This window comes from Paraburkholderia acidisoli, from assembly GCF_009789675.1.
In the GTDB taxonomy this organism is placed as follows: domain Bacteria; phylum Pseudomonadota; class Gammaproteobacteria; order Burkholderiales; family Burkholderiaceae; genus Paraburkholderia; species Paraburkholderia acidisoli.
Genome location: NZ_CP046913.1, coordinates 3,007,698 through 3,028,143, shown reverse-complemented (window position 1 = coordinate 3,028,143; position 20,446 = coordinate 3,007,698). Strand labels below are relative to the sequence as shown.

The following is a 20,446-nucleotide window of genomic DNA, read 5'->3' as shown; positions in this document are numbered from 1 at the left end:
GTCTCACAGCTTCAACATCAGCTTGATCACCAGCTCGAACCAGCGCCCGTAAGGCGGCGCGATGAGCTTGCGTCCGTTCACGCGCGACTGCGTGAAGACGGGCTTGAGCTTCGAAAACGTGCAGAAGCCGTCGTAGCCGTGGTACGCGCCCATGCCGCTCGCGCCCACGCCGCCGAACGGCAGCCCCTCGGCGACGATATGCATGAGCGTCTCGTTCACCGACATCCCGCCCGCCACCGTTTCGCGCGTCACGCGCTCGACGGTGCGCGCGTCGTCGGCATAGAGATAGAGGGCGAGCGGGCGAGCGCGCGTGTTCACGTAGCGCAGCGCGTCGTCGAGCGTGTCGTAGGGCACGACCGGCCAGAGCGGCCCGAAAATTTCCTCCTGCATCAGCGCGCTGTTCTCGCTCGCGTTCGTCACGATCACGGGCGCGAAGCGGCGCGTCGCGGCGTCGTGCGTGCCGAGCGCGTGCAGTTGCGCGCCGTGCGCCTGCGCTTCGTCGGCGAGCCGTTGCAGGCGCTCGAAGTGGCGCGCCGAGATGATGGAGGTGTAGTCGCGGTTGCGTTCGAAGTCGGGATACAACTGCGCGAACCGCGTGCGCGCGCGCTCGATGAATGCCGCTTCCCGGCCGCGCGGCACGAGCACGTAGTCGGGCGCGATGCAGGTCTGGCCCGCGTTGAGCGTCTTGCCGAGCAGCAGACTATCCACGGCGTAGTCGAAGCGCGCGTGCTCGCCGATCAGCGCGGGCGACTTGCCGCCCAGCTCCAGCGTGACCGGCGTGAGATTCGCGGCGGCCGCGCGCATGACTTCGTGGCCCACGCGCGTCGAGCCCGTGAACAGCAAGTGGTCGAAGGGCAGCGCGCTGAACGCGGCGCCCACCGAGGCGTCGCCGTTCACGACCGCCACGTGGTCGCGCGCGAAAGTCTGGCCGATCAGCGCCTCGAACAGCGCCGAGGTGCGCGGCGTCAGTTCCGACATCTTGACCATCGCGCGATTGCCCGCCGCGAGCGCGCACACGAGCGGCCCGGCCGCGAGCAGCAGCGGATAGTTCCACGGCACGACGATGCCCGCCACGCCGAGCGGCTGCGGCACGACCTGCGCGCGGCCCGGCAGCAGCCATTTGCCGACGGCGCGCCGCTGCGGCTTCATCCAGCGCGCGCCGTGCTTGAGCGCGTGATCGATCTCCTGCTTCAGCGCGACGAATTCCGCGAGCGCGACTTCGCCCTGGGCGCGCTGGCCGAAGTCGGCGTTCATGGCTTCGGCGAAGGCGTCGCGGTGCGCGAACAGCACGTCGCGCAGCGCTTTCAGGTTGCGCGCGCGCGCCTCCCACGCGGGATAAGGCTCGCGCCGATACGCCTCGCGCTGCAACGCGAGCAGCGCGTGGAGGTCGGAGTGCGGGCCACCGGCGTGCGGGCTACCGGCGTGCGGGCCACCGGCAGTCGGGCTCCCGGCGTACGGGCTACCGGCGTTGGGATCATCGGCGTTGCGGGCCAGCGAGTCGGGCAGATCGTGCTTCATGCGTCGGTCCTCTTTGTCCTTGTCTCGTCCTTGTCGACTTCTTTTCGCTTTCGGGTTCGCGCGGATGCCTCGCGGCCCCGGCGCAGGCGCAGGCTCAGTGCGACGGCAACGCGCGCTCGACGATCGCCGCGTGGTCGAAGCGCGCGGGCAGCGTGCCGAACACGCGGTCGCAGTCGGCGTCGTGTTCGCCGAGACGCGTGGCGATGAAAGCGTCGGCAGACTCACGCGGGCCGTCGCCCTCGCGCAGTAGCACGGCCTGCGCGATCAGCACGAGCTGCTGCGCGGCGCGCCGCGCGCTCGCCTCGCGCGTGCCCGGCGCGCCGTTGAGCAGCGCCGCGAGCCGGTCGAGCGCCGCGCTCAGCACCGCGTCGCCTTGCGCCGCGCGCCGCCATGCGAGAAACAGCGCCTGCGCGGCGTCGGCCTCGCGTTCGAGCGCGCGCAGCACGTCGAGACACATCACGTTGCCCGAGCCTTCCCAGATCGAGTTGACGGGCGCCTCGCGGTAAAAGCGCGCCATCGGCCCTTCTTCGACATAACCGTTGCCGCCCCAGACTTCCATCGCCTCGCCCGTGAACGCGAGCGCGCGCTTGCAGACCCAGAACTTCGCCGCCGGCGTGACGATGCGCCGCCACGCGCGCGCCTCGAGCGCCGTATCGGCATCGCCGTTGCCATCACGCACGCCATCGCCCTGACTCTCTTCGAACGCGCGCGCGAGGCGCATGAACAGCACGGTCGCGGCTTCGGATTCGAGCGCGAGGTCGGCGAGCACGTTCTGCATGAGCGGCTGGTCGGCGAGCGCGCGGCCGAACGCGCTGCGATGGCGCGCATGGTGAATCGCCTGCACGAGCGCCGCGCGCATGAGCGCCGCGCTGCCGATCACGCAGTCGAGCCGCGTGAAGTTCGCCATTTCGATGATGGTGGGCACGCCACGGCCTTCGTCGCCGATCATCACGCCCCAGGCGTCGAAGAATTCGACTTCGCTGCTCGCGTTCGAGCGGTTGCCGAGCTTGTTCTTCAGGCGCTGCACGTTGACGGCGTTCTTCGTGCCGTCGGGGCGAAAGCGCGGCACGAAAAAGCACGACAACGCGTCGTGACCGGTCGTGCGCGCGAGCACGAGATGCGCATCGCACTGCGGCGCCGAAAAGAACCACTTGTGGCCGGTGAGCAGGTACGGCGCGCCGCGCCCCGTCTGCGCGAGCGCGGGCCGCGCCTCGGTGCGGTTGCTGCGCACGTCGGAGCCGCCTTGCTTCTCGGTCATGCCCATGCCGATCATGATCGAGCGCTTCTGCGCGAGCGGCACGTCGCGCGCGTCGTGTTCGCGCGTGAAGAGCGGGGCGCGCAGCGTTTCGAAGAGGGCGGGCTCGCGCATCAGCACGGGAATGCTCGCGAACGTCATCGTCAGCGGACACAGCGAACCCGATTCGAGCTGCGCATGCAGAAAGTAGCCCGCGCAGCGCGCGGCCATCGCGCCCGGGCGCGGCTCGGCGAACGGCAGCGCGTGCAGGCCTTCCTCGCGCAGCAGCGCGAGCAGGCGGTGCCACGCGGGATGAAATTCGATGGCGTCGATGCGCTCGCCGCGCGGGCTGTGCGTGTGCAGTTCGGGTTCGTGGCGATTGGCGAGGTCGGCGAGCGCGAGCGTGGCGGCCTCGCCGAGCTTCGCGCCGTGGCGCACGAGCGTGTCGCGGTGCCAGCCCGCGTTGGCGCGCACGAGTGCCTCGCCGAGCGCGACGTCGACGGTGAACAGGTTGTAGTTCTCGAGCGGCGGCGCCTGGTTCGTGACGTCGTGCGTCGTGCCGGCACATAACGCGTTCGGGGCGGGGTTCGCTGGATCGGTCATCGGCTTGTCTCTCGCCCGCAGGCGTTATCGCGACTCGTGCAGGGCCGGCGCAACGAGGAGGCGAGCGCGAACGGCCGCGAGCGGCCTCGGGCGAGCGCCTCGCTGGAGACGTTCGCCGTGACGATGTGCGCTCCAGCGCTCCCTGTGCTGCCGGCTGGAATCGATTGAGATATCAGCGCTGTCGGCTGAACAGTCTTTCATGATAGGCGGCGATTCACTGTCAGGTTTAGAGGGGATGCTCTGACATAAATGCTGACCGCGAAGTCGGACGCTTCCTACAATGCGCGATAAAAATCGAAAAACGAACGGGCGTACAGATTGAGCTTGGCGGCCGGATTCGTCAAGACACGGCGCCAGTCGGGGCAAAAAAGAGAGAGAGGGAGCGAGACATGCCATACGACTACATCATCGTAGGTGCGGGCTCCGGCGGCGCGTCGCTCGCGGGCCGGCTCGCGCGACGTTGCCCCGAGGCGGCCATCGCGCTGGTCGAGGCCGGGCCGCACACGGCGCGCAATCTGTTCGTCAATATGCCGCTCGGCGTGGCGGCGCTCGTGCCGTTCCGCTCGAAACGCAACTACGCGTACGACACCGTGCCGCAACCCGGCCTGAACGGGCGGCGCGGCTACCAGCCGCGCGGGCGCGGTTTCGGCGGCTCCAGCGCCATCAACGCGATGATCTACACGCGCGGCCATCCGCTCGACTACGACGAATGGGCCGCGCTCGGCTGCACCGGCTGGGCCTGGCGCGACGTGCTGCCGTACTTCCTGCGCGCCGAAGACAACGCGCGCGGCGCGAGCGCCTGGCACGGCGCAGGCGGCCCGCTCGCGGTGAGCGACCTGCGCGAGCGTAATCCGGTGGCGGAGCGCTTCGTCGCGGCGGCGCGCGAGGCGGGCTTCCGCGCCAACGACGACTTCAACGGCGAGCGCCAGGAGGGCGTGGGCTTCTACCAGGTCACGCAGCGCGACGGCGAACGCTGCACGGTCGCGCGCGGCTATGTCTACGACGCCGCGCGCCCGAACCTGCATCTGCTCGCCGACGCCGCCGTGCTGCGCGTGGTGTTCGACGGCGCGCGCGCGACCGGCGTCGAGATCGCGCGCGGCGGCAAAACCGAAACGCTGCACGCGCGCGCCGAGGTGATCCTCGCGGCGGGCGCGTTCAACACGCCGCAATTGCTGATGTGCTCGGGCATCGGCCCGGCGGAGCCTCTGCGCGCGCAAGGCATTGCCGTGCGCCACGACGCGCCCGAAGTGGGCCGCAACCTCGTCGACCATATCGACTTCACGTTCAACACGCGTGTGCATTCCAGCGAGACCGTGGGCTATTCGCTGCGCGGCGGCGCGCGCATGGCGGCGGGGCTCGCGCACTATCTGCAAAAGCGGCGCGGCATGCTGACCACCAATGTGGCCGAGGCGGGCGGTTTTCTCAAAAGCCGCGCGGAACTGGACCGGCCCGATCTGCAGCTGCACTTTTGCACGGCGCTCGTCGACGATCACAGCCGCCGCCTGCACTGGGGCCACGGTTATTCGCTGCATGTGTGCGTGCTGCGCCCCGCGAGCCGCGGCACGGTCACGCTCGCGAGCGCCGACGCGCGCGCCGCGCCCCTGATCGATCCGCAATTTCTCGCCGACGCGCGCGATCTCGATCTGCTCGTCGAGGGCGCGCGCCTCGCGCGGCGCATTCTCGACGCGCCCGCGCTCAAGGCGATGAACGGCCGCGAGCTGTACACGCACGCGGCGCAAACCGACGCCGAATTGCGCGCGACCATTGCCGCGCACGCCGACACGATCTATCACCCGGTCGCGACCTGCCGCATGGGCGGCGACGCGCGCTCGGTCGTCGACCCGCAGTTGCGCGTGCGCGGCGTCACGCATCTGCGCATCGCCGACGCGTCCGTCATGCCGACGCTGATCGGCGGCAACACGAACGCGCCCACGGTGATGATCGGCGAGCGCGCGGCCGACTGGCTGTTGCAGGCGCGCGCCGGACGCGATGTCGATTCCGGCGCGCAACGCGTGATTGCCTGACGCATCGGTTCAATCATTCGCACACGCGCGCGCCAGCCACGCGTGTGCGAAAAACCCACAGAATCCCGCGAAAAACCCAATATCGGCGATGTTTTCGTTAAAGAGTGTTCGGCCCATGATCCACCCGTAATTTCGAGATTTCGGACTCCCTATAATCGCGCTCGCATTTTGGGCGTGTCAGGTGGCGCGTCCGCCAACAGGAGGGTCCGCCTCGATGAGCATCAACGTCTTTCAACTACTCGAAACGGTTCTGGGCGACGACGTCGTCAGAACGCTGGGCGCGCGCTTCGGCCTGCCGCCCGATCTCACGCGCCGCATCGCGGGCGCGGCCGCGCCGGCCATCGTCGCGGCGCTCATGCATCGCGGCAGCACGCCCGAAGGCGCGCGCAGCCTGTTCTCGACCATCATGTCGCCGGACGTCAACGCGCTGATCGGCCGGCAACTGCCCGACCTGCTCACGCACACAGCGGCGCTCGCGCAGCTCGAAGCCACGGGCCGCGACCTGATCCACAAGGCAACCGGCGCGAACGTGGGCGCGCTCACCGACGCCGTGGCCGCCCAAACGGGCGCGCCGCAATCGACGTCCTACGCGCTGACGGGCGTAGTCGGCGCTGTCATCATGGGGATTCTGAAGCAGCACTTCACGGCTTCCCAGGGCTTTGTCGGACAACTGCCGAGCCTGCTCGGCCATCAACTGCCTTCGGTGAACGCGAGCTTGAGCGATCGTCTCGCGAGCGCCGTCGGGCTCGGCAGCGCGGCCGCGTTCGCGACCTCGATCCTGCGCCGTCTGAAGGACGTCTCGGCGCATCTCGATCATCCGCAGCCGGCGGTGCGTCCCGTCGCTCCCGCCATGCCGCCGCAGACCGTGGGCGACTCCACGCCGCCCATCGCCCCCGAAAAACGCGGCCATCACTGGCTCTGGTGGTTGCTCGCCGCGCTGGCGCTGATCATCGCGATTTTCGCGCTGCGCGCTTGCCAGAGCCGCGATAGCGCCAAAACGGAGGCGGGTGCTTCGTCGGCTTCGTCGGCTTCCGCAGCGGATGTCGCGTCGGCGGCGGTGCCGGCTTCGGCGGCTTCGGACGCCGCCTCGGCAACCGTTGCCGCGGGCGCGATCGCCGTGGCGGCTTCGGACGCCAGCGACGCGGCGGCCAGCGCTGCGGCCGCGCCGGCGCCCACGGCGGATGCGCATCTGGCGTTCACCGTCGACCAGGCGGGCGTGCCCACCGTGACCGCGACGCTCGGCAGCGAAGCCGAAAAGGCTCGCCTCGTCGACGCGCTCACGCAGCGTTTCGGCGCGGGCAAGTTCGTTGCCAACGTGAACGTCGACCCGGCGACGAAGCCCGCGCCGTGGCTCGACCGCCTCGACGGCCTGTTGCCGCTGATGGCGCTGCCCGGCGCGGAAGTGAAGATCGACGGCACGCACGTCGAGCTGAGCGGCACGGCCGCCGACGCGAAGGCGGGCTGGCTCGACAAGCTCAAGGCGCTGTTCGGCGCGGGCTTCGAGGTCGGCGCGTTCAACGTGCAGCAAGCGGTGGCGAGCGCGACGCAGTCGTTCCGCGACGCCGTGAAGGACCTGTTCGGCGCCAGCGGCTCGTGCGCGCCCGCGGACGTCGCGAAAACGCTCAACCTGCAAGTGGTCAACTTCACGACGGGCAGCTCGGTCGTGCCGGCCTCGGCCGCCGAAGACCTGCAACAATCGGCGAAGCTGCTCAAGCAGTGCGCGCAGCGCGGCCACGCGGTGAAGCTCGAAGTGGCGGGCTATTCGGACAATGTGGGCGACAAGGCGGTCAATCTCGCGCTTTCGAAGACGCGTGCGCAAGCCGTGCGCACCTATCTCGTGACGTGGGGCGCGCCGGTCGCGACGCTCGCCGCGCGAGGCTACGGCGAAGCGAACCCCGTCGACAGCAACGCGACGGAAAGCGGCCGCTTCCACAATCGCCGTATTGCGTTCGTGGCGAAGTAAGCGCCACGCTTTCGCGTGCAGGAAGAGAAAACCGCCCGGTTCGCGCCGGGCGGTTTTTGCATTTCAGAACGAGGCGTTGCCCGCGCGCTTTTCCAGGCCCGGCGGGCACACGAAGTCGTCGAGGAACGTGAACGGCTTGCCGTACTCCGCGCGCGCCACTTCGAGCCACGCGCGCGCCGCGTGCGAGAGATAGCCGTTGTGCTTCCAGCCAATCGCCATGTCCCACGTGATCTGCGGCTCGGCCACGGGCAGGCAGGTGAAGCGCTCGGCGTCGAGGCGGCGCACGTAGGGCGCGGGCAGCAGCGCGATGCCCACGCCCGCGAGCACGAGCGCGGCCATCAGATCCCAGTGGCCGCTGCGGCCCACCACCTGCGGCACGAAACCGGCAAGGCGGCACGCGTTGAGCACGACGTCGTTGAGCGCGAGGCTTTCGCCGTAGAACACGAACGGCTCGCCCGCGAGTTCCTTGAGCGGCACCGCGAGCTTGCCGTCCCAGCGCGAGCCGCGCCGCGCGACCAGCCAGAGCACTTCGTGCGAGATCGGCAGGACGTCGATCTGCGCGGGGTCGACGGGCAGCAGCACGCCGCCCAGTTCGAGCTCGCCCGCGATCAGCGCCGCCTCGATCGCGCGCGAGCCCTGCTCGAACAGCTTGAGTTCGATGCGCGGGTAGCGCTGCCGGAACGCGGCGATGGCGGGCGTGAAGAGCGAGCCGCCCATCGGCGGAATACCGATGGTGAGTTCGCCGCGCCCGAGCGTGCCGAGATCGGCGAGTTCGGCTTCGAGCTGCGCCTGCGCGGCGAGCACGTCCTGGCCGCGCTGATAAACAATGCGGCCGGCGTCGGTGAGCACCATCTGGCGAGCATCGCGCAGCAGCAGCGGCATGCCGGTTTCGTCCTCGAGCGCCTTCACCATCTTGCTAATGGTGGGCTGCGTGACGTGCAGTTGTTCGGCGGCGGCGGTGAAGCTCTGCTGCCGCACGACTTCGATGAAATAGCGAAGCGCGCGCAGTTCCATGGGCTGGCTCTCTCCAGAAAGCGTGCAGAAAGATCGCCGGTTTGGTGCATCCGGCACAGCATTCCAAAGTGGAATGCAAATGATGATTCTAAGTCATTATATTTATGTTGCGTCGCAACCTATACTGACTTCCATTCGAAAGTCACTTAGGGTTTGCCATGACCACCACGACCGCCACCGCGAACACGACCGCCCGCGCCGCCACGGCCAGCCTCGGCCAGATTGCGCGCCGCGCCGGCAATGTGGTGGCGCAGTCGGCGCTGCTGGCGGGCGTGTGGTTCGTGGCCGACCAGCTCGCGCGCGCCGCGCACCTGCCCGTGCCGGGCGGCGTGGTGGGCCTCGTGCTGTTGCTCGCGCTGCTGTTCTGCGGCGGCGTCACGCCGCGCTGGGTGAAGGCGGGCGCCGACTGGCTGCTCTCCGACATGCTGCTGTTCTTCATCCCGGCCGCCGTCGCGGCCGTGCAGTACGGCGGCCTGTTTCGCGCCGACGGCTGGCGCCTCGCGCTCGTCGTCGTGGCGGGCACGCTGATGGTGATGGTGGCCGTGGCTTTCGCCGTCGAGCAGGCCGCGCGCCTCGAACGCCGTCTCGCGCTGCGCCGCGTGCGCCGCGAACGCCATCTGGCCCACGCCTGACGCCCGCCCGGAAAAGGAGCCTGCCATGCTGGTCGCCCTGTTGTTCACGCTGTTGCGCCGCGCCTCGGGCTCGAAACCGTCATGAGCACGTTCTACGCGTCCCTGTTCGCCGACGACGCCGCGCGGCTCATCGCCGCGGGCTGCTTCGTCCTGACCGTCGCGCTCTATTTCGGCTCGAAGGCGCTCTACGCACGCGTGCGCTCGCCGTGGCTCACGCCGCTGCTCGCGGTGCCCGTGGTGCTCGGCGCGATCGTGCTCTTGCTGCACATTCCGTACCCCGTCTACTTTCAGGACACGCGCTGGCTGATGTGGCTGCTCGGCCCGGCCACGGTCGCGTTCGCGGTGCCGATCTACGAATACCGCGAACTCATCAAGCGCCACTGGATCTCGCTCACCGTGGGCGTGACGGTCGGCATCGTGGTGGCGGTGAGCGGTTCGCTCGCGCTCGCGAAGCTGCTGCATCTCTCGCCGGAATTGCAGCGCAGCCTCATGACGCGCTCGATCTCCACGCCGTTCGCGCTTGCCGTCTCCGACAAGATTCACGCCCCCAAGGATCTCACCGCGCTGTTCGTGATCGCCACGGGCCTGTGCGGCATGCTGTTCGGCGAACTCGTGCTCGGCCTCGTGCCGCTGCGCACGCGGCTCGCGCGCGGCGCGCTGTTCGGCGCGGCGGCGCATGGCGTGGGCACCGCGAAGGCGCGCGAACTGGGCTGCGAGGAAGGCGTGGTCGCGAGCCTCACGATGATGATCGCGGGCGTGGTGATGGTGCTGATCGCACCGGCGCTGGGTTTTCTGCCGGTCTGAGTCCGGCGGCGGACGGGTATCGGCGCGCCGGTGATCGCCGTTGGCGCTGACATCGTCGACGGATCGACGTGTCGGAAGATATCGGCGACCGTGTGGGCCGAGGCGATCGCCACTTTATCGAGACAGGCCTTTTTCGGACCGTGTCAGGATTCGCCGCATCGTCAAACTGCGGCGTGCGCCGCGAATCCGCACCATGCAACCGATCACCATCATCGTTCCGTGCCACAACGGCGCGGCCACGCTCGCCCGCGCGCTCGACAGCTGCATCGCGCAGCAGCCAGCGCGGCAGATTCTCGTCGTCGACGACGGCTCCACCGACGCCACCGCGAGCTTCGCGCGCGCGCACGCCATGCGCGAGCCGCGCGTGAAACTCGCGCAGATGCCGGGACAGGGCGGCCTCGCCCGCGCGCGCAACTGGGGCGCGCTCGCCGCCGAAACCCCGTTCCTCGCCTTTCTCGACGCCACCGACGAATATCTGCCCGGCGCGCTCGCGGCCGCTGTCGCGTATTTGCAGCAATTCCCCCACGAAGCCGCCGTGCGCCTCGACGTCGACTTCGTGGACTTCCCGAAGGTGATCGCCACCCACGGGCGTTTCGCGGAGTTCGGCGCCACGCTCAGCAATACCGTGGCGAGCAGTCTCGTGATGCGGCGCAGCGCGTACCTCGCGCTCGGCGGCTTTCCCGTGGGCGAATTCTTCCGCCGTCACGGCGGCGACGACGGCGCGCTCTCGTGGGCGCTGAGCCAGATCTTCGGTCAGCGCCGGCTCGACAACGCGAAGCGCGTGCGCCATCACTACCGCGCGGGCGCGCCGGCCGAGCGCTTCTTCCGCGCGCAGATGCGGCTCGACACCCCCGACCCCGAGCATGCCGCCGAAGTCGTGCGGCACTCGCGCGCGTATCTCGACGCGGCGCGCGAACGCATCCACGAACTGCGCGCCCTCGGCGTGTCGACGTCGGCGAGCTGAGGCGCTTCGCTTTTCTTCGCTTCGCTCCCTCGGCACGCGGCCGCCGCGCGATGCGGTGACTCGCGCCGCCGTCATCCAACCCGCTGTCTCGATTTGCTACAATCGCGCTTCGTCTTCGAGGAGCGTTGCGACGGAGTCGCGGTGTAGCACCGCAGGTTCCGCCAGGCTCGAAGGCGCTCAATCCGGCCCTCGCGCGTGTCTGGCAGTTTGCACCGCGCGGCCGCATCGAAAAAACGGCGCTCACGTCTTTAATTTCTAGTCACTTTTAGAAAGGAGGGCGTGATGAACGCCGCAGTTCCGCAAGATCAAGCCAAAGATTTCATCGTCGCCGATATGTCGCTTGCCGCCTGGGGCCGCAAGGAACTCAATATCGCCGAAACCGAAATGCCGGGCCTCGTGCAAACGCGCGAAGAATACAAGGCGAAGCAGCCGCTGAAGGGCGCGCGCATTGCCGGTTCGCTGCACATGACCATCCAGACGGGCGTGCTGATCGAAACGCTCACCGCGCTCGGCGCGGACGTGCGCTGGGCCTCGTGCAACATCTTCTCGACGCAGGATCACGCTGCCGCCGCCATCGCTGCGGGCGGCGTGCCGGTGTTCGCATTCAAGGGCGAGTCGCTCGACGAATACTGGGAGTTCTCGCACCGCATCTTCGAATGGCCGAACGGCGAGTTCGCCAACATGATTCTGGATGACGGCGGCGACGCCACGCTGCTGCTGATCCTCGGCTCGAAGGCCGAAAAGGACCGCTCGGTCATCAGCAAGCCCACCAACGAGGAAGAAGTCGCGCTCTACAAGTCGATCGAAAAGCATCTCGACATCGACCCGACGTGGTATTCGACGCGCCTCTCGCACATCAAGGGCGTGACCGAAGAAACCACCACGGGCGTGCATCGTCTGTATCAGATGGAAAAGGAAGGGCGCCTGCCGTTCCCGGCCATCAACGTGAACGACTCGGTCACGAAGTCGAAATTCGACAACCTGTACGGCTGCCGCGAATCGCTCGTGGACGGCATCAAGCGCGCCACCGACGTGATGATCGCGGGCAAGATCGCGGTCGTGGCCGGTTACGGCGACGTGGGCAAGGGCTGCGCGCAGTCGCTGCGCGGTCTGGGCGCAACGGTGTGGGTCACGGAAATCGACCCGATCTGCGCGCTGCAAGCCGCGATGGAAGGCTACCGCGTCGTGACGATGGAATACGCCGCCGACAAGGCCGACATTTTCGTGACGGCCACCGGCAACTACCACGTGCTGAACCACGATCACCTGAAGGCGATGCGCCACAACGCGATCGTCTGCAACATCGGTCACTTCGACTCGGAAATCGACGTGGCTTCCACGCGCCAGTACACGTGGGAAAACATCAAGCCGCAAGTCGACCACATCATCTTCCCGGACGGCAAGCGCGTGATCCTGCTGGCCGAAGGCCGCCTCGTGAACCTCGGCTGCGCCACGGGCCATCCGTCGTTCGTGATGTCGAACTCGTTCACGAACCAGACGCTCGCGCAGATCGAACTGTTCTGCGAAGGCGGCAAGTACGAGAACAAGGTGTACGTGCTGCCGAAGCATCTGGACGAAAAGGTCGCGCGCCTGCACCTCGCGCGTATCGGCGCGAACCTGACCGTGCTGTCCGACGACCAGGCCGGCTACATCGGCGTGGACAAGAACGGCCCGTTCAAGCCGAACCACTACCGCTACTAAAGGCCGCCGCGGAGCCGGCGCGTTCGTGCCGGCTCCGGCCGCTGGTTGCAGCTCGCGGTTACGACCGAAACATTGCGAAACAAGGCGGCGCGCCGTTTTAAGCCGCCGTTAAGCGATCAGCCCGATGCTGCGGAAACGCCCACGCCATGTCGCGCGCGGGGCGGCCCGCATAACAACGCAAAAGGAATCACCATGACCGTGCTGCTCACCTGGTTGATCAACGCGCTCGCGCTCCTGATCATCACCTGGCTCGTTCCGTCGATCCACATTCGCAGCTTCGGCACCGCGCTCATCGTCGCGGTCGTGCTCGGCCTCATCAACGCCGTGCTGCGCCCCGTGCTGATCGTGCTCACGCTGCCCGTGACGATCCTCACGCTCGGCATCTTCATCCTCGTGGTGAATGCGCTGTGCTTCTGGCTCGCGGCTTCGCTGCTCAAGGGCTTCGAGGTGTCGGGATTCTGGTCGGCGTTCTTCGGCTCGATCCTGTATTCCATCGTGTCGTGGCTGCTTTCCGCGCTGATCTTCGGTAACCGCAGCCTCGGCTGACGCCAGCACGCCGTCTCATCATCATGAAACCGATCGAACTTTCCTTCGAATTTTTCCCGCCGAAAACGCCGGACGGCGTCGAGAAGCTGCGCGCCACGCGCGAGCAGCTCGCGACGCTCGATCCCAAGTTCGTTTCGGTGACGTTCGGCGCGGGCGGCTCCACGCAACAGGGCACGCTCGACACCGTCGTCGACATCCAGAAGGCGGGCGTGGACGCGGCGCCGCATCTCTCGTGCATCGGCTCCTCGAAAGAGAGCCTGCGCGAGATTCTCGGCCAGTACCGCTCGCACGGCATCCGCCACATCGTCGCGCTGCGCGGCGACCTGCCTTCGGGCATGGGCGAAGTGGGCGAGCTGCGTTACGCCTCGGAACTCGTCGCCTTCATCCGCCAGGAAACCGGCGACGCGTTTCACATTGAAGTGGCCGCGTATCCCGAGTACCACCCGCAGGCGCGCTCGCCGCGTCACGACCTCGAGGCGTTCGCGCAAAAGGTGAAAGCGGGCGCGAATTCGGCGATCACGCAGTACTTCTTCAACGCCGACGCGTATTTCCGTTTCGTCGACGAAGCGCGCAAGCTGGGCGTGGACATTCCCATCGTGCCGGGCATCATGCCGATCACGAACTACTCGCAGCTCATGCGTTTCTCGGAGATGTGCGGCGCGGAAGTGCCGCGCTGGATCGCGAAACGTCTGGAGAGCTTCGGCGACGACCGCGACTCGATTCGCGCGTTCGGCCTCGACGTGGTGACGGACCTGTGCCGCCGCCTTGTTGACGCGGGCGTGCCGGGCCTGCACTTCTACACGCTCAACACGGCGGCCGCCTCGAAAACGATCTGCGAGCGGCTTTCCGCCTGATCGACGGATCTCCGCGAGCACGCCGTTCGCACGGCACGGGCTCACGGTCGCGAAGCGCCACGAACCGCCACCAACCGCGCGGCACCGCTTTGGCGGGCCGCGCGGTTTTTTTATCGGCATGTTTCCACGCGGCACACCGGTTCCGCGCGCCGTGCGCGAAACGCGCCGATGTGCCAGGCTGATGCAGATCAGCCGCACAGCGCGATTTCGTCCGTCTTCATTTGAGATGTGACGAGAATCAACGTTTGCCTTTTTCTGCCCGCGCCTCAGCGGCCGTTGCCCGTGTCATGACCGTTCCCCACGCTCCGTCTGCTTCAGCCGCCTCCGCTTCCGCCAACCCCGCGGCGAGCGCGGCTTCGGCCGGCACGACGGCTTACGAAACGGCGCTGGCCGCCTGGCGCGCCGGTGCGCACGAGGCGGCCAGCGCCGGCTGCCAGCGCGCGCTCGACGCCGATCCCCACCATCACGACGCCCTGCATCTCGCGGGCGTGCTCCAGCTCGGGCGCGATCGCGCAGCGGCGCGCGCGTTTTTCATGCGCGCGCTGGCGGTGCGGGAGACGCCGGGCGTGCTCGTGAGCTTCGCGCTCACGTGCGACGCGGCCGAGACCGCCCAGGCCGCGCAGGCGCACACGGCGCTGCAACGCGCGCTCGAACTCGACCCGCTCCACCCCGACGCGCTCAACAATTTCGCGAACCTGCACGCGGCGCGCGGCGACGTCGCCACGGCCATGGCGCTGTTCGAACGGCTGATCGCGGCGCAACCCGGCAACGCCATCGCGCATTACAACTTCGGCAGCCTGCTGCTGGGCGGCGGCCAACCCGCGCGCGCGGCCGGGCCGCTGCGGCGCGCACTCGAACTCGATCCCGCGCACGTGAGCGCGCACGTGAATCTCGGCAACGCGCTGATCGCGCTGAACCGGCTCGAGGAGGCGCGCGCGCTGCTCGAAGCGGCGCGTGCGTTGGCTCCCGAAGCGCCGGACGTCCTCATCAATCTCGGCAGTGTGCAGCGCCTGCTCGGCGGCTACGAAGCCGCGCGCGCGCTGCTCATGCACGCGCTCGAACTCGCGCCCGCCAACGCCTCGGCCTGGAACAATCTCGGCAACGTGTTCTACGACCTGGGCCAGATCGACGAAGCGCGCGTGGCCGCGCTGCGCGCCATCGAACTGCGGCCCAATTTCGCCGACGCGCATGGCAATCTCGGCAACGCGCTCAAGGCGGCCGGCGACGTCGAGGCGGCGCTCGCGGCGTATCGCGGCGCGCTGGCATGCGACCCGAACAATCGCGGCGCGCGCAGCAATCTCGTCTACATGCTGGCCTTCGCCACCGAAGACGCCGCTGCGATCCGCGCGGAGGCCGAGGCGTACACCGCGCGGCACGAGGCGCCGTTGCTCGCGCAGGCGGTGGCGTACGCGAACGTGCCCGACCCGGCACGGCGGCTGCGCGTCGGTTATGTGTCGCCCGACTTCCGCAATCACTGCCAGTCGCTGTTCACGCTGCCGCTTTTCGCGCATCACGACCGCGCGGCGTTCGAGATCGTCTGCTACGCGACGCTCGCGCAGCCGGACGCGATCACGGCGCAGCTCGCGGCGCGCGTCGATCACTGGCGCGATGCGCACGCGCTGACCGACGCGCAGCTCGCGCAGCAGATTCGCGACGACGGCATCGACGTGCTGGTCGATCTCACCTTGTACATGGCCGGCGCGCGGCGCGACGTGTTCGCGCTGCGGCCCGCGCCCGTGCAGGTCGCGTGGCTCGCGTATCCGGGCACGACGGGCAGCCGCGCGATCGGCTGGCGGCTCACCGACCCGTGGCTCGATCCGCCCGGCGCGCCCGGCATCGACGCGCAGTACACCGAGCGCTCGCTGCGCCTGCCCGACACGTTCTGGTGCTACGCGCCGCTCGACGCGCCCGACGAGGTCGGCGCGCTGCCCGCGCTCGCCGCGAGCCACCTTACCTTCGGCTGCCTCAACAACCCCTGCAAGCTCACCGACGCCACGCTCGCGCTCTGGTCCGGCGTGTTCGCGGCGCTGCCCGAGGCGCGTCTCGTGCTGATGGCGCCGCCGGGCCAAGCCCGCGCGCGCCTCGCCGAACGGCTCGCGGCGCACGGCATGAGCGCGGCGCGCGTGCGCTTCGTCGGGTTTCAAGCGCGCGCCGACTATCTGCGCACGTGGTCGCAGGTCGACATCGCACTCGACACGTTCCCGTACAACGGCCACACCACAAGCCTCGATGCATTCTGGATGGGCGTGCCCGTGCCCACGCGCGTGGGCGCTTCCGCGGCGAGCCGCGCGGGCCTCTCGCTGCTCGAGAATCTCGGTTTGTCCGAACTCGTGGCGCACGACAACGCTGCCTACGCGGCCATCGTCGTCGCGCTTGCCCACGACCTGCCGCGCCTCGCGACACTGCGCGCGGGCCTGCGCGCACGCATGGCCGCCTCCCCGCTGATGGACGCGGCACGCTTTTCGCGCGGCATCGAAGCGGCCTACCGGCACATGTGGCGCGACTGGTGCGAATCCGAGCGATCCGTCTAAACGTGTCGAGGAAATGGTGAGCGCGACAGCGGGTGGCGCGCGTGTCGCATGTCGAGGCGTTCACCCCGGCGGCAAGAAATAAATCGGCGCGTTATGGTCGTGTTCCGCGCAAAAGCCGCATCAATCGGCGCACATTGCACTGCAACATGCGAAAGAATGACAGCTGTCAACCCGGCGTTTTCCACAGGCAAAGCGGCTTTTTGGCTGGCTTGTGACAGGGCCCCACGCTCGGTAAGATCGCGCTACGCCGGCTCCGGCCGGCACTGAACTGGAGGAAACATGAAAGAAAACAAACTGTTGCGCGCAGCACGAACGGCATCGCTCGTGGCGCTCGCAGCGGCATCGATTGCACAAGCCTCTCTCGCGCACGCCGCGGGCAGCATCCCGAACAAGACGCTCGTCTACTGTTCCGAAGGCAGCCCCGCCGGCTTCGACCCCGCGCAATACACCACCGGCGTCGACTTCACCGCGAACACGTTCACCGTGTACAACCGCCTCGTCGAGTTCGAACGCGGCGGCACCAAGGTCGAACCGGGCCTCGCGCAATCGTGGGACGTTTCCCCCGATGGCAAGACCTACACGTTCCATCTGCGTCATGGTGTGAAGTTCCAGACGACCTCCTTCTTCAAGCCCACGCGCGAATTCAACGCCGACGACGTCGTGTTCACGTTCCAGCGCATGCTCGACCCGAACCAGCCGTTCCGCAAGGCGTACCCGGTCTCGTTCCCGTACTTCACCGACATGGGCCTCGACAAGCTCATCGCGAAGGTCGAGAAGGTCGATCCGTACACCGTGAAGTTCACGCTCAACGAGCCGAACGCGCCGTTCATCCAGAACATGGCGATGGAATTCGCGTCGATCCTCTCGGCCGAATACGCCGATCAACTGCTGAAGGCGAACAAGGCCGCCGACATCAACCAGTATCCGGTCGGCACGGGCCCGTTCATCTTCAAGAGCTACACGAAGGACGCGACCATCCGCTTCGACGGCAATCCCGACTACTGGAAGCCGGGCGCGGTGAAGCTCTCGAAGCTGATCTTCTCGATCACGCCGGACGCGAGCGTGCGCGTGCAGAAGCTCAAGCGCGACGAATGCCAGGTGATGAGCTATCCGCGTCCCGCCGACATCGCCCCGCTGAAGGCCGAGGCCAACATCGCGATGCCGTCGCAGCCGGGCTTCAACCTGGGTTATCTGTCGTACAACGTGAAGCACAAGCCGCTCGACAACCTCCAGGTGCGTCAGGCGCTCGACATGGCGATCAACAAGAAGGCGATCATCGACTCGGTGTACCAGGGCGCGGGCCAGCTCGCGACCAACCCGATGCCGCCTACGCAATGGTCCTACGACAAGTCGCTGAAGGCGCAGCCGTACGACACGGCCAAGGCCAAGGCGCTGCTCGCGAAGGCCGGCTTCCCGAACGGCATGGAAATCACGCTGTGGGCCATGCCCGTGCAGCGCGCCTATAACCCGAACGCCCGCCTGATGGCCGAGATGATCCAGGCCGACTGGGCCAAGATCGGCGTGAAGGCGAAGATCGTCACGTACGAGTGGGGCGAGTACATCAAGCGCGCGCACGCGGGCGAGGACGACACGATGCTGATCGGCTGGACCGGCGACAACGGCGACCCGGACAACTGGCTCGGCACGCTGTTCGGCTGCGAGGCCGTGGGCGGCAACAACTTCGGCATGTGGTGCTACAAGCCGTTCGACGACCTCGTGCAAAAGGGCCGTCAGACGTCGGATCAGGCGCAGCGCACGAAGTTCTACACGCAGGCGCAGCAAATCTTCGCGGAGCAAATGCCCGCTTCGCCCATCGCGCACTCCACCGTCTATCAGCCGGTCAGCAAGAAGGTGATCGACATGCGTATCGAGCCGCTCGGTTACGCGCGCTTCGACGGCGTGGGCATGCAGTAAAGGAAATGGAGTAGGCTTCCCACCGTTCTCACCTACATAGAAAACTGGTCGGAATTAGGTCCGGCGACCGGGGTCACAAGCCCCTGTCGCCGGTTGCGTTTCAATTCATGCTTTCGGGGGAACACCACATGTTCCGCTTCGTATTGCGCCGCGTCGGCATGGTGATACCCACCTTCATCGGCATCACCATCCTGGCGTTCGCACTCATTCACCTGATTCCGGGCGACCCCATCGAAGTGATGATGGGCGAGCGCGGCGTCGACCCGCAGATGCACGCCGAGGCCATGCACCGCCTCGGGCTCGACGAGCCGCTGCCGCTGCAATATTTCCACTATGTGAGCCACGCGCTGCAGGGCAACCTCGGCACCTCCATCATCACGAACACGAGTGTGATGGGCGAGTTCCTCGCGCGCTTTCCGGCCACCGTCGAACTGTCGATTTGCGCGCTCATTTTCGCGCTCGTGATCGGGTTGCCCGCGGGCGTGTTCGCGGCGCTGCGGCGCGGCACCGTGGTCGATCACGGCGTGATGGGCACCGCGCTCACCGGCTATTCCATGCCGATCTTCTGGTGGGGGCTCATCCTCATCATGGTGTTCTCGTCGAAGCTCGGCTGGACGCCGGTTTCGGGCCGCATTGCCGTGGAATTCGACATTCCGCACGTGACCGGCTTCATGCTGATCGACTCGCTCCTGCCCGGCACCGACGAAGGCTCGTTCCGCTCGGTGCTCTCGCATCTGATCTTGCCGTCGATCGTGCTCGGCACGATTCCGCTCGCCGTGATCGCGCGCATGACGCGTTCTTCCATGCTCGAAGTGCTGCGCGAGGACTACATCCGCACGGCGCGCGCGAAGGGTTTGTCGCCCGTGCGCGTGATCGTCGTGCATGCGCTGCGCAACGCGCTGATTCCCGTCGTGACCGTGATCGGCCTGCAGGTCGGCACCTTGCTGGCGGGCGCCGTGCTCACCGAGACGCTCTTTTCGTGGCCCGGCATCGGCAAATGGCTCATCGACGCCATTGCCCGCCGCGACTATCCCGTGGTCCAGGGCGGCATTCTCATGATCGCGACGCTCGTGATCGTGGTGAATCTCGTCGTCGACTTGTTGTACGGCGTGCTCAACCCGCGCATTCGACATACGAGGTAACCGCGCCATGACGATGCAAACCCCACAACACAATCAAACAAACAAGGAGGCGTGATGGCTGACATTCAGAACACCGCGCCTCGCGCGGTCACGCCGCCTTCGGGCCGCACGCTGGTGCTGCGCGAATTCTGGGCGAACTTCTCGCGCAACAAGGGCGCCGTGGGCGCGGGCGTGATCGTGCTGCTGCTGATCTTCGTGGCGATCTTCGCGCCGCTGATCGCGCCGCACAGCCCGATCGAGCAATACCGCGACTTCGTGAAGATTCCGCCCGCGTGGCTCGACGGCGGCAACTGGAAGTTCGTGCTCGGCACCGACGAAGCCGGCCGCGACATCCTCTCGCGTCTCATGTACGGCGCGCGGCTCTCGCTGTGGATCGGCTGCGTCTCGGTCGTGCTCGCGCTGATTCCCGGCATCGTGCTGGGCCTCGTGGCCGCGTTCTTCGAGAAATGGGCCGATACGCCGATCATGCGCCTCATGGACGTGCTGCTCGCCCTGCCTTCGCTGCTGCTCGCCGTGGCCGTGGTCGCGATCATCGGCCCGGGGCTCACCAACACGATGCTCGCGATCGCGATTGTCGCGCTGCCCGGCTACGTGCGTCTCACGCGCGGCTCGGCGCTGGGCGAGCTGCACAAGGAATACGTGACCGCCTCGCGCGTGGCGGGCGCGGGCACGCTGCGCCTGATGTTCTCGCAGGTGCTGCCCAACTGCACGGCGCCGCTGATCGTGCAGGCCACGCTCGGTTTCAGCTCGGCGATCCTGGACGCGGCCGCGCTCGGCTTCCTGGGTCTTGGCGTGCAACCGCCGGCGGCGGAGTGGGGCGCGATGCTCGCCTCGGCGCGCGATTACATCGACAGCGCCTGGTGGATCGTCACGATGCCGGGCCTCTCGATCCTGATCTCGGTGCTCGCGATCAACCTGCTCGGCGACGGGCTGCGCGACGCCCTCGATCCCAAGCTGAAACGGATGGCCTGAGATGAAAACGACCCCCACACTCCCTCCGGT

The 20,446-nt window shown here is 67.7% G+C and carries 15 protein-coding genes and 1 riboswitch; of the genes, 12 read left to right on the top strand and 3 right to left on the bottom strand.

Going from position 1 to position 20,446, the window contains the following annotated elements:
- Window positions 1-3: 3 nt before the first annotated feature.
- Window positions 4-1,518, bottom strand: coding sequence for a coniferyl aldehyde dehydrogenase (locus tag FAZ98_RS13420; protein WP_158951650.1), 1,515 nt, complete (start codon window positions 1,516-1,518; stop codon window positions 4-6).
- Window positions 1,519-1,612: 94 nt separating this feature from the next.
- On the bottom strand, window positions 1,613-3,355 hold the full coding sequence (locus FAZ98_RS13415; protein ID WP_158951649.1) for an isovaleryl-CoA dehydrogenase: 1,743 nt from the start codon (window positions 3,353-3,355) through the stop codon (window positions 1,613-1,615).
- A gap of 389 nt (window positions 3,356-3,744) precedes the next feature.
- On the opposite strand from FAZ98_RS13415, the gene FAZ98_RS13410 reads away from it, so the two are divergent.
- Together FAZ98_RS13410 and FAZ98_RS13405 are read left to right on the top strand one after the other, a co-directional pair.
- Window positions 3,745-5,379, top strand: coding sequence for a GMC family oxidoreductase (locus FAZ98_RS13410; RefSeq protein WP_158951648.1), 1,635 nt, complete (start codon window positions 3,745-3,747; stop codon window positions 5,377-5,379).
- Between the two features lie 214 nt (window positions 5,380-5,593).
- On the top strand, window positions 5,594-7,342 hold the full coding sequence (locus FAZ98_RS13405) for an OmpA family protein (RefSeq protein WP_158951647.1): 1,749 nt from the start codon (window positions 5,594-5,596) through the stop codon (window positions 7,340-7,342).
- Window positions 7,343-7,405: 63 nt separating this feature from the next.
- Here the strand turns inward: FAZ98_RS13405 and FAZ98_RS13400 are convergent, their stop codons facing one another.
- The gene (locus tag FAZ98_RS13400; RefSeq protein ID WP_158951646.1) at window positions 7,406-8,356 is read right to left on the bottom strand and encodes a LysR family transcriptional regulator; all 951 of its coding nucleotides are present in this window, start codon (window positions 8,354-8,356) and stop codon (window positions 7,406-7,408) included.
- Between the two features lie 158 nt (window positions 8,357-8,514).
- On the opposite strand from FAZ98_RS13400, the gene FAZ98_RS13395 reads away from it, so the two are divergent.
- From FAZ98_RS13395 to FAZ98_RS13350, 10 genes are all read left to right on the top strand, one after another.
- Window positions 8,515-8,988, top strand: a complete 474-nt coding sequence (locus FAZ98_RS13395) for a CidA/LrgA family protein (RefSeq protein ID WP_158951645.1) — start codon at window positions 8,515-8,517, stop codon at window positions 8,986-8,988.
- Between the two features lie 81 nt (window positions 8,989-9,069).
- Window positions 9,070-9,792, top strand: a complete 723-nt coding sequence (locus FAZ98_RS13390; RefSeq protein ID WP_158951644.1) for an LrgB family protein — start codon at window positions 9,070-9,072, stop codon at window positions 9,790-9,792.
- A 193-nt stretch (window positions 9,793-9,985) separates the two neighbouring features.
- The gene (locus FAZ98_RS13385; protein ID WP_158951643.1) at window positions 9,986-10,756 is read left to right on the top strand and encodes a glycosyltransferase family 2 protein; all 771 of its coding nucleotides are present in this window, start codon (window positions 9,986-9,988) and stop codon (window positions 10,754-10,756) included.
- Window positions 10,757-10,867: 111 nt separating this feature from the next.
- Window positions 10,868-11,005: riboswitch (S-adenosyl-L-homocysteine riboswitch) on the top strand.
- Between the two features lie 33 nt (window positions 11,006-11,038).
- Entirely contained in the window at window positions 11,039-12,457 is a 1,419-nt protein-coding gene (gene ahcY / locus FAZ98_RS13380; protein ID WP_158951642.1) for an adenosylhomocysteinase, read from the top strand.
- Window positions 12,458-12,649: 192 nt separating this feature from the next.
- On the top strand, window positions 12,650-13,003 hold the full coding sequence (locus FAZ98_RS13375; protein ID WP_158951641.1) for a phage holin family protein: 354 nt from the start codon (window positions 12,650-12,652) through the stop codon (window positions 13,001-13,003).
- Window positions 13,004-13,026: 23 nt separating this feature from the next.
- Window positions 13,027-13,857 carry a methylenetetrahydrofolate reductase [NAD(P)H] gene (gene metF / locus FAZ98_RS13370; RefSeq protein ID WP_158951640.1) on the top strand — a complete coding sequence of 277 codons (831 nt, stop codon included), beginning with the start codon at window positions 13,027-13,029 and terminating at the stop codon, window positions 13,855-13,857.
- A 287-nt stretch (window positions 13,858-14,144) separates the two neighbouring features.
- Window positions 14,145-16,388 carry an O-linked N-acetylglucosamine transferase, SPINDLY family protein gene (locus tag FAZ98_RS13365; protein ID WP_158951639.1) on the top strand — a complete coding sequence of 748 codons (2,244 nt, stop codon included), beginning with the start codon at window positions 14,145-14,147 and terminating at the stop codon, window positions 16,386-16,388.
- A 279-nt stretch (window positions 16,389-16,667) separates the two neighbouring features.
- Window positions 16,668-18,302: an ABC transporter substrate-binding protein gene (locus FAZ98_RS13360; protein WP_158951638.1), complete on the top strand. Its 1,635-nt coding sequence runs from the start codon at window positions 16,668-16,670 to the stop codon at window positions 18,300-18,302.
- Window positions 18,303-18,430: 128 nt separating this feature from the next.
- Entirely contained in the window at window positions 18,431-19,444 is a 1,014-nt protein-coding gene (locus FAZ98_RS13355; protein ID WP_158951637.1) for an ABC transporter permease subunit, read from the top strand.
- A gap of 54 nt (window positions 19,445-19,498) precedes the next feature.
- Window positions 19,499-20,416 (top strand): ABC transporter permease subunit, encoded by a 918-nt coding sequence (locus FAZ98_RS13350; protein WP_158951636.1) that lies wholly within the window; start codon window positions 19,499-19,501, stop codon window positions 20,414-20,416.
- Window positions 20,417-20,446: the final 30 nt, after the last annotated feature.

What these genes read in the sequence shown, in the direction of transcription:
- FAZ98_RS13420 (WP_158951650.1), bottom strand. Translation starts at nt 1,518, where the DNA reads ATGAAGCACGATCTGCCCGACTCGCTGGCCCGCAACGCCGATGATCCC.
- FAZ98_RS13415 (WP_158951649.1), bottom strand. Translation starts at nt 3,355, where the DNA reads ATGACCGATCCAGCGAACCCCGCCCCGAACGCGTTATGTGCCGGCACG.
- FAZ98_RS13410 (WP_158951648.1), top strand. Translation starts at nt 3,745, where the DNA reads ATGCCATACGACTACATCATCGTAGGTGCGGGCTCCGGCGGCGCGTCG.
- FAZ98_RS13405 (WP_158951647.1), top strand. Translation starts at nt 5,594, where the DNA reads ATGAGCATCAACGTCTTTCAACTACTCGAAACGGTTCTGGGCGACGAC.
- FAZ98_RS13400 (WP_158951646.1), bottom strand. Translation starts at nt 8,356, where the DNA reads ATGGAACTGCGCGCGCTTCGCTATTTCATCGAAGTCGTGCGGCAGCAG.
- FAZ98_RS13395 (WP_158951645.1), top strand. Translation starts at nt 8,515, where the DNA reads ATGACCACCACGACCGCCACCGCGAACACGACCGCCCGCGCCGCCACG.
- FAZ98_RS13390 (WP_158951644.1), top strand. Translation starts at nt 9,070, where the DNA reads ATGAGCACGTTCTACGCGTCCCTGTTCGCCGACGACGCCGCGCGGCTC.
- FAZ98_RS13385 (WP_158951643.1), top strand. Translation starts at nt 9,986, where the DNA reads ATGCAACCGATCACCATCATCGTTCCGTGCCACAACGGCGCGGCCACG.
- ahcY (WP_158951642.1), top strand. Translation starts at nt 11,039, where the DNA reads ATGAACGCCGCAGTTCCGCAAGATCAAGCCAAAGATTTCATCGTCGCC.
- FAZ98_RS13375 (WP_158951641.1), top strand. Translation starts at nt 12,650, where the DNA reads ATGACCGTGCTGCTCACCTGGTTGATCAACGCGCTCGCGCTCCTGATC.
- metF (WP_158951640.1), top strand. Translation starts at nt 13,027, where the DNA reads ATGAAACCGATCGAACTTTCCTTCGAATTTTTCCCGCCGAAAACGCCG.
- FAZ98_RS13365 (WP_158951639.1), top strand. Translation starts at nt 14,145, where the DNA reads ATGACCGTTCCCCACGCTCCGTCTGCTTCAGCCGCCTCCGCTTCCGCC.
- FAZ98_RS13360 (WP_158951638.1), top strand. Translation starts at nt 16,668, where the DNA reads ATGAAAGAAAACAAACTGTTGCGCGCAGCACGAACGGCATCGCTCGTG.
- FAZ98_RS13355 (WP_158951637.1), top strand. Translation starts at nt 18,431, where the DNA reads ATGTTCCGCTTCGTATTGCGCCGCGTCGGCATGGTGATACCCACCTTC.
- FAZ98_RS13350 (WP_158951636.1), top strand. Translation starts at nt 19,499, where the DNA reads ATGGCTGACATTCAGAACACCGCGCCTCGCGCGGTCACGCCGCCTTCG.